Genomic DNA, 12978 nt, shown 5'->3' on the forward strand with positions numbered 1-12978 from the left:
CGCTTCTGTCAGTCTTTCTAATGGCGGAAACGTTGACTATACCATTGAACTTGTTCGTGATGGTATTGGCTGGAAGGTTGCAAGCGTAACCACTTCATATGTAAGCCAGAATAATCAGAACTCCGGTACAACTTCTGGTACTAACAGTTCTAATTCAGGAACTACTTCTGGAACTAATGGATCTAACTCTTCAAATTCCTCTAATAGTTCCTCCAGCTCTTCAAAGTCTGGTAACTAGTACTAAACTGTTTTAACCGTTCTTTCTGCAGGATAATTACGCACACGCGTAGCACGTTTGATTGGATATCATGTCTATCTTCGATTCGCTCTTCGGAGAATATGGCGGAGACCTAGCCATCGATCTGGGAACTGCAAACACCCTTGTTGCAGTTCGTGGTCAGGGTATTGTCATCAATGAGCCATCGGTTGTTGCAATCGATAAAAGCGAGAGCCGCGTTCTGGCCGTTGGCGCTGATGCAAAGCGCATGATTGGCCGTACCCCTGGCTCCATCATTGCTGAGCGCCCTCTTAAAGACGGCGTCATTGCAGACTTTGACGTTACTGAGGTTATGCTTCGTTACTTCATCGAGAAGGCCCGTGAGCGCAAATATCCTTGGTCACCACGTCCACGCGTAGTTGTTTGCGTTCCTTCTGGCGTTACATCTGTCGAGAAACGCGCTGTTTTTGAAGCAACTATTCAGGCAGGCGCTCGCCAGGCATTCTTGATTGAAGAGCCTATGGCTGCAGCTATTGGCGCAGACCTTCCAATTGAGGATCCAACCGGTTCTATGGTTGTAGACATTGGTGGCGGTACTACCGAGGTTGCTGTTATCTCCATGGGCGGTATTGTTGTCTCGCAGTCCATCAGAACTGCAGGTGACGAGTTTGATCAAACTATCCTTGAGCATGTTCGTGATGCTTACAACCTCTCTATTGGTGAGCGTACCGCAGAAGATATCAAGATTAAGGTTGGCTCAGCAGCTCCTCTTGCAGAAGAGCTTGACGTTGAGGTAAACGGTCGTGACGTCATGAGTGGTCTTCCAAAGACTGTTCGTATTGAGTCAGAAGAGATTCGTCGTGCCCTTGATCGTCCTCTTGACGAGGTCACCAAGGCTGTCAAAGATGCGCTTGATGTGACTCCACCAGATCTTGCCTCTGATCTTATGTACTACGGTATTTTGCTTACCGGTGGCGGCGGAATGCTTCGCGGTCTTGATCAAAGACTTCGTGAAGAGACTGGCGTTCCCGTTAACGTAAGCCCAACCGCGTTAGAAAATGTTGTTACCGGTTGTGCAAAGGTTCTTGAGGCTAACGCATTGTCCGGTGGATTTGTTCAGAGTGCAGGCCAATAAATATGCCATTGTCTCATCAGATCCAGGGTGCTTCAACAGGCCTTGGATCTAACAATAATAAGCATACGGGTGGCCGTAGTTTTATTATTCTTTCGCTGCTTTCAATTGTGTTATTGACGGTCAGCGCTCGTATGGGTACAGAAGGACCGCTCGAGATGGTTCGAGGTGGGTTCTCTACTATTACCATGCCTTTTAGAATGGCGGGTTCTGCTATTGCCATGCCTTTCCAGGGCATTGGTAACATTTTTAGTAACTTAACAGCAGACCAGCAAACGCTTTCTGACCTCAAGGCAGAAAATGAGCAGTTGCGTTCAAGAAATGCAGAGCTAGAAGAGACAAATCAGTCCACGCAGCGTCTACAGGGTCTTCTCGACCTCAAAAATACCTATAACCTGCAGTCCACGGGCGCCCGTGTTATCTCTGGTTCTACTGACTCGTTCAATAACACCATCGTGATTGACAAGGGAACTTCGTCCGGGCTGGCGGTTGGCATGCCTGTTGTTGATAGCGGTGGCGTTATCGGCCAGATTATTGAGTGTGGTCCTACAACCTCTACCGTTCGTCTTATCACTGACGAGAAGAGCGGTGTGGCTGCTATGGTTCAAAGCAGTCGAGCTCAAGGCATGCTTATGGGTTCTGCGTCAAGACAGATTACTCTTAACCTAATCAACACCAACCAGAAGGTTGCCGTAGGCGATACAGTTGTTACCAGTGGTCTTGGTGGCGTATTCCCTAAGGGCCTTCCTTTGGGTAAGGTTACCAGTGTTGAAGCAGCTCCAGGATCGCTCTATTACACCATTGTTATTGAGCCTTTTGGAAATGTCAGTACCAATGAGGAAGTAATGGTTATCACGTCTCTTTCTGAGGAGCAAAAAGCTACCGCAGATGATATTGCAGAGGCAGATAAGCAAAACACTCCAACAGCAACTAATTCTGACAGTAAGGATAAAGACTCCAAAGACGGATCTTCGGGTTCGTCATCAAGTAACTCTTCTGGCAGCGGCTCTACCAATAACACAACAAATTCCCAACAGAATGCAACGGTTGCTGCTCCAACGGGTAACACACAACATAACAGCGGAAGAACAGATTAAGGGGGATGTATGCAGGTTTCTGATAGAAATAAAAATACACGCAGCATCGCCGTTCTTGCTGTTGTTTGCTTCATTTTGCAGATTATGCTTACACCACAGGTTTCTTATGGTGGGGGAGTCATCAATTTTGCACTGATTTTCTCGGCAGCTATTGCCCTAAGGTATGGTGGCAAAACTGGCGTAGTAAGCGGCTTTATTGCAGGTCTAATCTATGATCTGACTTCTGCCAATCCCATTGGCCTCATGGCACTCTTACTTGTGGTGAGCTCTTATTTCATGGGCCAAGAGGTTAGAGACAGAATTTCAGGCAATTTTGGTACCTCTATGGGTTTTGTGGCGCTTCAGACCTTTGGCGTTACCTTTATGTATCAGCTTATTAACTCTTTGATTGGCTCTGGTGGCAACTTCTTTGAGGGGCTGCTGTTTAAGTCTTTCCCTACCATGTTGTTCACTATTTTGGCTGCTCTGCCTGTTTTCTATGTGCTTTCGCATTCCCAAAGATCTCACTCTTCTTTGGGTGGAACAACGCTCTATCGCGGATCTCACCGAGCTCCACAGCGCCTTAAATAAGGGGATAGTATGAATTTCACCCTTGTTATCCTTGCTTGTTGCGCTGTCGCAGCAATTGGTTTGATCATCGTATACCTAACCTTTGGTAGAAAAGACTCGCCATTTACCTTTGATATTGGTGGTGGCGCGCCTAAGGCTTCTGGCGGTTCTGATGGCTCTGCCGAGAAGACCCTCTCGTCCAGACTTATCGGATTTGCAATTGCTGTTGGCGGCATGTTTGCCGTGCTTATTGGCAGGCTTTGGACCATGCAGCTCTTATCGTCAGCTGACTACACCGAGCAAGCAGAGAGAAACCGTACGCGCACCGTTACTACCGCAGCTCCTCGCGGTCGTATTTTGGACAGAAATGGCGTGGAGATTGTTACCAACAGGCCAAGTCCAACGGTAGTAGCTCGAGCAGACGTTGCAGAAGACTACATTAAGCTGCAGATTCTTGCTAACCTCTTGGGTATGCCTATGTTGGCGGTGCGCAGAAAAATCATGGATACTTCTGATGGTGCCCAAGCGCTTCGCACGGTTTCTGTAGACGTTTCTAGGCGCGTAGTTGCCTACATTTACGCTCATGGCGCTTTGCTTGATGGCGTTTCAATTGAGGAGCGTACCCAGCGCGCCTATCCAAACGGTTCTCTTGCAGCTCATGTTGTTGGCTACACCGGAACCGTTACACAAGAGCAGCTTGAAAGCAGTAAAACTGCGGATGGCGGCTTTGTGTATGCCCACGGCGATATCGTGGGACAAACGGGTGTTGAGTATCAGTACGAGTCCGCTCTTCAGGGTGTTCGTGGTGAACAAACGGTATATGTTGACGCTGCTGGTAATGTTTTATCTCACTCAACGTCTATTGCTCCTCAGAGCGGCTCAGATGTTGTTTTGACCATTGATGCAAACATCCAAAAAGCAGCAGAAGCATCCCTTGTCAGTGTTATCAATACAGTTAGGTCACAAGACTTCCAAGGTCGCAGTGCAAGTGTGGTGGCGCTTGATTGCACCAACGGTGAAGTTATTGCTATGGCAAGCTATCCAACGTATTCACCTTCAATGTTTGTTGGAGGCATTTCCAGTTCTGACTGGGATACGCTTTCTTCTGAAGAGGCAAACTATCCGCTGATGAATCGTGCAATTGCTGGACAGTATCCATCTGGATCTACCATCAAAGCACTTACTACCTTTGCTGGACTCAAATACGGCATTTGTGACGGAAATTCCAGCTGGTATTGCACGGGTTTCTGGACTGGTTTTGGCGAGCAGTACGGCATGCACTGCTGGCTTCTTTCTGGTCACGGCACCGTTAATCTGATTACCGGTATTACCAACTCTTGCGATATTGTTTTTTATGAGATTGGTAAGGGCTTCTTCTATAACAACGATCATCCAGAGGGCATGCAAGAGACATTCCGTGCCTTTGGACTTGGTGCGCTTTCTGGTATTGACCTTCCAGAAGAGGCATCTGGCCGCGTTCCTGATGCAGAGTGGAAGTGGAATTACTTTACTAGCTCACCTGATGATGCTCGTAAGTGGCAGGGTGGCGACAACTGTAACCTTGCAATTGGACAGGGCGATCTTTTGGTAACCTGCCTTCAGATGGCAAATGCGTATTGTGGCATTGCAAATCGAGGTCCAATTTATAAACCACATGTTTTGAAGAGTATTAACGCCAGAAATGGCAATGGCTCTGTTATTGAGTATAAAAACGAGGTCATTCTGACGCCAGAAGAAAAAGACGAGCACCGAGACATTGTTGCTCGCGGCCTGTATGGCGTTGTCTACGAGGAGTCAGCTACTCAGACTATCCACTGGACTAATCTGGATGTTACTGTTTGTGGTAAGACGGGTACTGCTGAGCAGCAGTCTATTGGCGAGCCCGTTGGTTGGTTTGTTGGCTATGCACCTGCAGATAAGCCTCAGTATGTTATTGCTGCAAACCTTGATTGTGCACCTGCTGGTGCTAGCTCTGGTATGTATATTGTTCGAGACGTCTTTGGCGCAATTTATAATCAGCCAGACAATGTTGGTAGGTAAGGAGGCGAGAAACCCATGGCACTTGATTCATCTGCAGTTACAAAACAGAGAATGAACTCACCTTTTAGGAGACGTGGAGGTATTCCTTCAGGCGGTCTTGCCAAGAAAGAGAAGCTTACTGGTAAGAATATCTTGAGTAATCTCTATCTAGCACAGCTTGTTCCCGCGGCACTTCTCGTCCTCATCGGTATTGTGGTTATCTGGACCGCATCGATGAACATTACCGAAGCTAGTTTTCCTAGGCACCTTCTGGGTATTGGTTTGGGCCTTGTTTTTGCCACACTTATGTGGCGCTATGACTACAGAGCACTTTCAAATATGACAAATGTACTGCTTGTCGGCGTAGTTGTGTTGATGATTTTGCCTAAGATTCCAGGCTTTGGCGTTTCGGTTAAGGGTATGACTGGTTGGGTTAATATCCCATTTGTTGGCTTTAGATTTCAGCCGTCTGAGCTGGGAAAGATTGTCACAATCTTCCTTATGGCTTCAGTGTGCGCTCAGTATAACGGCAAGGTAGAAACACTTAGGGACTATGTAAAGCTTTGTGGAACGCTGATGGTTCCCTTTGGCTCCATTATGCTTTTGCCTGACCTGGGAACTGGTCTGATTATTTTGGTTATCGGAGCTACTATCATCATTTGCTCTGGCGCAAAACGTTCTTGGATTCTTGTAACCGTTCTGCTGCTTGTTGCCGTTGTAGCTCTTGTTGTTGTGACCTCTATGATTCCTGGTATTCCTCACATCCTTAAGGAGTACCAGATGAAGCGTCTTACCGTCTTTTTGGATCCATCCGTTGATCCGTCAGGAGATGGCTATAACCTGCAGCAGGCAAAGATTGCCGTAGGCTCAGGCGGATTTATTGGAAAAGGACCAGGTAACGCTACGCAGGCAAGTGGTCGATTCTTGCCTGAGGCACACACAGACTTTGTTTTTGCGCTTTTCTCGGAAGAGTTTGGCTTCCTTGGTGCATTCATTATGCTTTCGCTCTTTGCGTGGATGATTTTTGCAACCATTCTGTTTGCTATGAAGACCGAGAATACCTTCTCTAAACTGGTGCTTGTTGGTTGTGCGGCTATGTGGTCGTTCCAGGTTTTGCAAAATGTTGGCATGTGTATTGGCATTATGCCTATTACCGGTATTCCTCTGCCTTTTATTAGCTTTGGATCTACATCGATGATTGCCCAGCTTGTTTCTGTAGGAATTGTTCAGTCAGTTTACAGACATAGAACTAAGGCGGCATAAGCTATGGCAAAAAGAAACAGCTTAGGCAAGCTTGCAACTTCTGTACTGCAGGAATTCCGCGGCTCACTCTCATCTCTTGAGCCAACCTACACACATATCTATGTTGATTCCCTTGCCTCTGAAGAGGCAATTCTTGCTGTTCATACGTATTTTATGCCAGAGAGAACAGATGCTACAGTATGCGTTTCTAAACTTGCCGATGGCGTCTCGTTTACTTCTGGAGGCACTGGTCGTGCGGGAAAGAACGCCGCTATTCCTGATATTGCGGTGATTATTCCTACACCAACATCACAGTATGAGGACGCCCTTACCATGTTGGTAAGCCATTCAATTCCATGTGCTGTGGTTGTTGAATCTGCAGTTGAAGCTCCAAAAATTGCCGACACGCTCTACAACACAGGACTGATTAGCATCATTGCAGGTACTACTGAAGAAGTGCTCTTTGATCGACTCTCTTCATGGATTGCCACGACAACAGAAAAATCAGTCTCTTTTGCGGCAGCATATCCTCTTTGCAGAACTCAGGTAGTCAAGCAGATAACTGCTGCTTGCGCTAAAGAAAATGCAGCTATTGGTGCTGTAGCCTTTGTTCCTGGCTCTGATATGCCGTTGATGACAGCGCGCCAGATTAGGCTGGCACTTGATATTACCGCCGCCTATAACATCAATATGAGTGTTGAAACCATCGCCGAACTTCTCGGCGTTGTGGGCGCGGGCTTTGGATACCGTACGGTTGCACGCACGGTCGCAGGCACAGTTCCAGGGTTTGGCTGGGCGCTTAAGGCTGGCATGGGATACGCAGGAACCCATACGACCGCTCGCGTCATTCACTCCTATGCTCGCAAAATTGCCGAGAAACGCGACGGGGTAGCGGCTGACTCTTCTACCAAGACCAGCACTTCGAGTGCTTCTACAGACGCAGCTGCAACAGTAGATACAAATTCACAATCAAATACCGTAGAGATACCAACCACACAGTCCCTCGCTAAAAGATAGAAAGTAGACTATCGTGCGTGTTAAACGAGAAAATCTCTTCCATCTCATTGAGCCCATGCTTCCGCATGTCGAGAAACCCTCAAGATATTTGAATCACGAGTGGGGAGCGGTAGAGGCGCAAGAAGGCCCTTTTCACGTTTGTATGGTTTACGCCGACGTGTACGAGGTAGGTCAGCCTAATCTTGGTATTGCCATTTTGTATAACGCCTTGAATAAGGCACCTTATATTTCTTGTGAGCGCGCCTATCTGCCTTGGACTGATATGGCAACTCTCATGCGTAAACGCAATGTTCCTTTGCTTTCTTTGGAGGGTGCCGCGCCTTTAGCATCTTTTGATGTGGTGGGCTTCACCCTTGCGCATGAAATGATTGCTACCAATATTATAGAAACGCTTGACCTAGCAGGCATTCCGTTGCTCGCTGAAGAACGTGATGAAGAGGACCCACTTATTTTTGGTGGCGGCCCTTCTGTTTGGAACTCAGAGCCAGTGGCCCCGCTCTTTGATGCAATTCTTTTAGGTGATGGCGAAGAAGCTCTGGTAGAGATGTGCGAGTGCGTGAGAACTTCCAAGCTTGAAGGAGTTTCTCGCCAAGAGATTTTGCAGAGGTTGTCTGAGATTCAAGGTGTCTACGTGCCGTCGCTTTATCAGATTGTGCACGACAATACCTCAACACGCTGGGGCTATGCGGTTCCTAAAGAGGGAAGCGGCGCGCCAAGCGTGGTGTATAAGCGCTGTCTGCCAGATCTTTCGGTGACTGATCCTGTTGCGCAGCGCATTGTTCCGTATACCGAGATTGTTCAAGACAGGCTGGCTCTAGAGATTCAACGAGGCTGTGCTCGCGGTTGTAGGTTCTGTCAGGCCGGAATGACGTATCGTCCTGTTCGCGAGCGTCCAGCTCAGCAGATTGTGAAAGCAGGCGAGGAAGGCCTTTTGAAGAGCGGCTACGATGAGGTTTCGCTCACGTCGCTCTCTACAACGGATCACTCTCAGTGCGGCTATATTCTGCGCCGTATGAACTCGGACCTGCGTAAACGCGGCGTGCGAATCTCCATTCCTTCCCAGCGTATGGACGCGTTTGGCGCGGAGATGGCAGACGCTGTTTCTACTTCAAGGCGCGGCGGACTGACGTTTGCACCAGAAGCAGGTTCTCAGCGCATGCGTGACGTCATCAACAAGAACGTTACCGAGGATGATCTTGAGTCCGCAGCAAGAAACGCGTTTGAAAATGGTTGGCGGCGCATGAAGCTCTACTTTATGATGGGCCTTCCAACAGAAACCGATGAAGACATTCAAGCCATTCCCGCAGTTGCAAAGCGTATTTTGGAAATCGGTCGAGAAATTGGTGGCAAGGGCGTTACGGTTTCTGCTTCTGTTGCCGTGTTTGTGCCCAAGTCTTACACGCCATTCCAGTGGGTTGGTCAAATTTCTCGCGAGGAATCCCAACGTAGGCAGCAGTTATTGTTGTCCTCAAACCACGATAGGGGACTCAAGATTGCCTATCATGACTCCGGCACTTCGCTGGTAGAAGGCGCGCTTTCAAAGATGGGCCGCGACGGTTTTGACCTGATTTACCAGGCGTGGAAAAATGGTTGCAAATTTGATGCGTGGACCAGCGAGTTTAACCTTGATGCTTGGAATGCAGCTGCAGAAAGTCTGGGTTTCTCGCTGTCTGATATTGCAACAGAAACCTTTGATATCCAGGCAAAACTTCCTTGGGACCACACGTCTCCTGGTGTTTCCAAGGGCTACTTACAGCGAGAATATCGTCGAGCAATGGACGAGGTCACCACACCAGACTGTACGTTCACCTCTTGTACGGGATGTGCGGTATGCCAGACCTTGAAGGTCGACAACGTTTTGATGGGGGTGCGCTCATGACGGATGTGCAGGAAGAGAGCGTAGCTCCTGAGGTGGCTGAGCCCATGAAGAAGGACTGGCGTGCCGGTAGGCCACAGATTCAGCCAGAGATTATGACGGAACGTGGAGCAGAGATTTTTAGGCTCCGCGTGGCTTACAAAAAAGACGATCGCCTTGCGTTTTTAGGACACCTTGAGCTTATTGGCACTATTGAGCGCTGTGTTCGCCGAGCTCAGCTGCCGTTTAGAGTGGGAAACGGCTTTGCAAAGCGCATGGGTGTACAGTTCTCTCAGGCGCTTCCTGTTGGTGCTTCGTCTGAGGCGGAGTACTTTGACTTGAAGCTCACCGAATATGTGGACCCGGATGAGGCGTTAGAGAGGCTGTTGTCGGCAACGCCTCCCGCGCTTGCTCCGTTTGCTGCCAGCTACGTTGATCGGTCGCTGCCAGCGCTTGAAGCATGGTTGAATGCTGCTCACTGGAGATGCGACATTTTGGGAGAGAGCCTTAAGTCCGAGGCGTTGCGTTGGGGGTTTGAGGATCTTCTCGCCAAAAAAGAGCTGACGTACATGCGCGGTGACAAGCAAAAAGTGGTCAACTTAGAGACAACGTTTGCTGGTTACAGCATCTCTGAGAGCTCATCTAATACGTGCATTTCATTTGAGCTTGATACGTTGCAAGATCCACAGGCAGCGCTTAGACCTGCGGTTTTGATCTACGAGGCGCAAAGAATTGCAGCTCAAGCAGGAGTGGATGGCCTGCAAAGTATTGACTCGTTGAAGGTATGTCGCACCTCACAGACACACGTTTCAGAAAATGGACTCCTTGTGAAGCCTCTATAACATGTAGTTTTGTCTTGGAATTTTCTGAAATATGCAGTAGACTATTTCGAGTTGTGTTTCTCGCCGAGGGACATGGGACACCGACAGTTTCCCGCGGATGCCACAGGTCACGGCGGCGAAGATCTTTGCTCGGATCTTCAGAAATGCAAAGATAGTATTAATCGTTGCAAGAATCAGCAATGAAGGGTTACACACATGTACGCAATCGTAGCAACTGGTGGCAAGCAGTATAAGGTTGCCAAGGGCGACGTAATCAGCGTCGAGAAGCTTGATGCGCAGCCTGGCGATAAGGTAAAGCTTGATGTTCTTATGCTTAACGACGGCAAGAAGGTTGTTGCTGACGCTGCCACTCTTTCCTCTAAGAAGGTTACCTGTGAGGTTCTTGAGCAGTACAAGGACAAGAAGGTCCTCGTCTTCAAGTTCCATAAGCGTAAGCGCTATCACCGCGCCAATGGTCACCGTCAGAACCTTACTAAGCTGAAGGTTACCGCGCTCCCTACCGCTCGTAAGGCTGCTGCTAAGGCATCCGACGAGTCTGCAGAGTAATTGGTCACTTCTGATATTGAGATAGGCAGGTAGCATTTATGGCACACAAGAAAGGTCTCGGCTCTTCCCGCAACGGTCGTGACTCACAAGCACAGCGCCTTGGCGTTAAGATTTACGGTGGTCAGGCAATCAAGGCTGGCCAGATTATCATCCGTCAGCGTGGTACTCACATCACTCCTGGCGTAAACGTTGGTCGCGGCAAGGATGACACTCTCTTTGCACTTTGCGATGGCGTTGTTGAGTTCAAGAAGGGTGCTAAGCACGTCGTTAACGTCGTTGCTGCTGAGGCATAAGTTTTCTTGAACATTCGCAGTTCATTCAAGGGGTCCTTCGGGGCCCCTTTTTGTTTCTCGCGGTATTTTGCCCTTGGCGTTACCGTTTACAGTTTCTAAATTGTTTCTTAATGTATTTCTTGACACAATCAGGCTAAGTAATGGTATTCTTCTTACATTGCAATTTACGCTTTTGGGAGGAGGACATATCATGCGCGCTACATGCACTCAGCAGTGGTGGTGGAACAACTTGTCTTTCTCCGGTCAGCGATGAGTTGCTTCTGCATACGCATTTAGAGGCTCTCGGGTGACCGAGAGCTTTTTTTGTGCGTACGTTTCTTGCTAAATCCGGATGGCGAGAAACCCGTGTTGTTAAAAGTTTTGTTTGTACGTTTTTAGTTTTGCGTTAAAGGAGTTTGTATGTCTACAGAAAATCTCAATGAGGTTAACGCCGCAGGCGCAGAGTCAGCATCTGCTGAGCAGGCACCACGTGTTGTTGCAGTTTCAAAGTCAGCAGGAGTATTGGACGTTACTTCTCTAGTCCTTGTTGCCGTCCTTATTGCTGCTGGTTTTATTCTTAACCTGACCGTTGGTAAGGCAATTAGTGCTATTGGAATTGGTCCAGAGTTCATTATTGCATCGTTCTGCCTGGCCATTCTTCTGCTGAAGCCAACTGCTGTTCAGAGTCTGGTTATTGGTCTTATCGCAGCTACCGTTATTCAGCTGACCACCTCTGTTCCTGGCGCTGATTTTGTTGCAGAAGGTGTTGCTTCACTTGTTATGTTTGCCTTCACAAAGTCTGCTCTTGCAGATAAGCCAGTAATGCCTGCGATTGGCTCTTTTGTAACCACACTTATTTCTGGCCTCATCTTTGCTGCCATTGCTATTCCAGCCAAAGGTGCAACTATTGAGCTTTTCTACGTAATGCTTCCTGTCATCGTGGGAACTGCATTCTTTAATGCTATTGTTGTTCAGGTTCTTGCGGCTCCTCTTAAGAAGGTTTTGGGCCGATAAGTTCTTAGATACGCACATATTTCCTGGAGAACACTGTGTCAATTATTGAAGTTCAATCTGTGTCATACAGCTATCCTGATAGCTCAGCACGCGCTCTTAATGAGCTGTCGCTGAGCGTTCAGGAGGGTGACTTTGTAGGTATTGTTGGCCCTTCTGGTGCAGGTAAGTCTACGCTTGCTCTTGCGCTCTCTGGTGCCATTCCTCACCACTTTAGAGGTAATTTCTTTGGCAAGATTCTTGTTGATGGAATGGATACCTGCACGGTTACCTTAACTGATATCTCTAAGATTGTGGGATCCATTACCCAAGATATCAATGCGCAGATGGTTGCTTCAATTGTTGAGGATGAGCTTCTCTTTGGCCTTGAGAACTTTGCAGTTCCTCATGCAGAGATTCCAGAGCGCATTACCTATGCTCTAGAGACAGTTGGTATTGCCAACCTCCGCTTTAGAGAGATTGCTTCTCTTTCTGGTGGACAGAAGCAAAAGGTTGCTATAGCAGCACTTTTGGCGCTTCAGCCACAAGTTATGGTACTTGATGAGCCAACAGCAGCCTTAGATCCAACGTCGTCCGAGTTAATCTTCCAGACCCTTTCAGAGCTCAACAAAACCAAAGGCATTATGGTTGTGGTGATTGAGCAAAAAGTGGGTCTTCTCGCTAAGTATTGCTCAAAGATTGCCGTTATGGACAAGGGTTCCATTTGTGCATATGGTAGCGGTGAGGAAGTGTTCTCTCAGGTAGATTTGCTGCAAGAGGTTGGCGTTGATGTTCCTCGTTGCGTGCGCGTGTCAAAGGGCGTCCATGAGCTCTCTCATCAGTCTGAGTATGCTCACTTGTTATCTGAGGCGGACAGAGCTGTCTGCGATGAAACTGCGCTATCAGTCCAGTCAGCCGCTAAGCAGCTTGCGTGCTGTGTAGGCGCTCTCCAGCATCGCAGCATTTCTCTTACAGAGGACTTTGAACCATTAGCTACTAATGACGTTGAGTTAGCAGGGGAGACATATCTTCCAAAAATAGATGGCCCTGTGGTTGCTGAATCGAGCGGCCCATTTGACAGGATTGGTATTCTTCAAGACACAGAGCAGCCAAGCACTCAGTCTGTTCTTGACGTTATCGACGCCACCTTTAAATATCAGGATAGTACTGATGGCGTTGAGCGTGTCTCTCTCAGCTTGC

12 protein-coding genes and 1 pseudogene are annotated in these 12978 nt (G+C 48.2%); all 13 read left to right on the top strand.

Annotation, left to right across the window (positions count from 1 at the left end):
- Positions 1 to 238 (top strand): annotated as a pseudogene (locus tag RWJ43_RS03565) (hypothetical protein); the annotation flags it as partial.
- Between the two features lie 70 nt (positions 239 to 308).
- Positions 309 to 1352, top strand: a complete 1044-nt coding sequence (locus tag RWJ43_RS03570) for a rod shape-determining protein (protein WP_012808756.1) — start codon at positions 309 to 311, stop codon at positions 1350 to 1352.
- A gap of 2 nt (positions 1353 to 1354) precedes the next feature.
- On the top strand, positions 1355 to 2446 hold the full coding sequence (gene mreC, locus RWJ43_RS03575) for a rod shape-determining protein MreC (protein ID WP_314007847.1): 1092 nt from the start codon (positions 1355 to 1357) through the stop codon (positions 2444 to 2446).
- Between the two features lie 9 nt (positions 2447 to 2455).
- Positions 2456 to 3016: a rod shape-determining protein MreD gene (gene mreD / locus RWJ43_RS03580; RefSeq protein ID WP_314007850.1), complete on the top strand. Its 561-nt coding sequence runs from the start codon at positions 2456 to 2458 to the stop codon at positions 3014 to 3016.
- A 9-nt stretch (positions 3017 to 3025) separates the two neighbouring features.
- Positions 3026 to 5035: a penicillin-binding protein 2 gene (mrdA, locus tag RWJ43_RS03585; protein ID WP_314007853.1), complete on the top strand. Its 2010-nt coding sequence runs from the start codon at positions 3026 to 3028 to the stop codon at positions 5033 to 5035.
- Between the two features lie 15 nt (positions 5036 to 5050).
- Positions 5051 to 6277, top strand: a complete 1227-nt coding sequence (locus tag RWJ43_RS03590) for an FtsW/RodA/SpoVE family cell cycle protein (RefSeq protein ID WP_314007856.1) — start codon at positions 5051 to 5053, stop codon at positions 6275 to 6277.
- Between the two features lie 3 nt (positions 6278 to 6280).
- Entirely contained in the window at positions 6281 to 7273 is a 993-nt protein-coding gene (locus tag RWJ43_RS03595) for a hypothetical protein (RefSeq protein WP_314007858.1), read from the top strand.
- A gap of 13 nt (positions 7274 to 7286) precedes the next feature.
- Positions 7287 to 9152: a TIGR03960 family B12-binding radical SAM protein gene (locus RWJ43_RS03600; protein WP_314007860.1), complete on the top strand. Its 1866-nt coding sequence runs from the start codon at positions 7287 to 7289 to the stop codon at positions 9150 to 9152.
- On the top strand, positions 9149 to 9970 hold the full coding sequence (locus RWJ43_RS03605) for a TIGR03936 family radical SAM-associated protein (RefSeq protein ID WP_314007863.1): 822 nt from the start codon (positions 9149 to 9151) through the stop codon (positions 9968 to 9970). The genes RWJ43_RS03600 and RWJ43_RS03605 overlap by 4 nt, the downstream gene beginning before the upstream one ends.
- A gap of 195 nt (positions 9971 to 10165) precedes the next feature.
- Complete coding sequence (rplU, locus tag RWJ43_RS03610; protein WP_035427428.1) at positions 10166 to 10516, top strand: 50S ribosomal protein L21; 351 nt, start codon at positions 10166 to 10168, stop codon at positions 10514 to 10516.
- Positions 10517 to 10554: 38 nt separating this feature from the next.
- Positions 10555 to 10809, top strand: a complete 255-nt coding sequence (gene rpmA, locus RWJ43_RS03615) for a 50S ribosomal protein L27 (RefSeq protein WP_012808765.1) — start codon at positions 10555 to 10557, stop codon at positions 10807 to 10809.
- Positions 10810 to 11208: 399 nt separating this feature from the next.
- Positions 11209 to 11802, top strand: coding sequence for a hypothetical protein (locus RWJ43_RS03620; protein ID WP_314007867.1), 594 nt, complete (start codon positions 11209 to 11211; stop codon positions 11800 to 11802).
- A 35-nt stretch (positions 11803 to 11837) separates the two neighbouring features.
- On the top strand, positions 11838 to 12978 hold a 1141-nt coding region (locus tag RWJ43_RS03625), incomplete at its 3' end, for an ATP-binding cassette domain-containing protein (RefSeq protein WP_314007870.1).

The organism is Lancefieldella parvula, from assembly GCF_963530955.1.
In the GTDB taxonomy this organism is placed as follows: Bacteria; Actinomycetota; Coriobacteriia; order Coriobacteriales; family Atopobiaceae; genus Lancefieldella; species Lancefieldella parvula_A.

Coding starts and splice junctions, on each gene's coding strand:
- RWJ43_RS03620 (WP_314007867.1), top strand. CDS start 11,209: ATGTCTACAGAAAATCTCAATGAGGTTAACGCCGCAGGCGCAGAGTCA.
- mreD (WP_314007850.1), top strand. CDS start 2,456: ATGCAGGTTTCTGATAGAAATAAAAATACACGCAGCATCGCCGTTCTT.
- RWJ43_RS03595 (WP_314007858.1), top strand. CDS start 6,281: ATGGCAAAAAGAAACAGCTTAGGCAAGCTTGCAACTTCTGTACTGCAG.
- rplU (WP_035427428.1), top strand. CDS start 10,166: ATGTACGCAATCGTAGCAACTGGTGGCAAGCAGTATAAGGTTGCCAAG.
- RWJ43_RS03590 (WP_314007856.1), top strand. CDS start 5,051: ATGGCACTTGATTCATCTGCAGTTACAAAACAGAGAATGAACTCACCT.
- rpmA (WP_012808765.1), top strand. CDS start 10,555: ATGGCACACAAGAAAGGTCTCGGCTCTTCCCGCAACGGTCGTGACTCA.
- mrdA (WP_314007853.1), top strand. CDS start 3,026: ATGAATTTCACCCTTGTTATCCTTGCTTGTTGCGCTGTCGCAGCAATT.
- RWJ43_RS03570 (WP_012808756.1), top strand. CDS start 309: ATGTCTATCTTCGATTCGCTCTTCGGAGAATATGGCGGAGACCTAGCC.
- mreC (WP_314007847.1), top strand. CDS start 1,355: ATGCCATTGTCTCATCAGATCCAGGGTGCTTCAACAGGCCTTGGATCT.
- RWJ43_RS03605 (WP_314007863.1), top strand. CDS start 9,149: ATGACGGATGTGCAGGAAGAGAGCGTAGCTCCTGAGGTGGCTGAGCCC.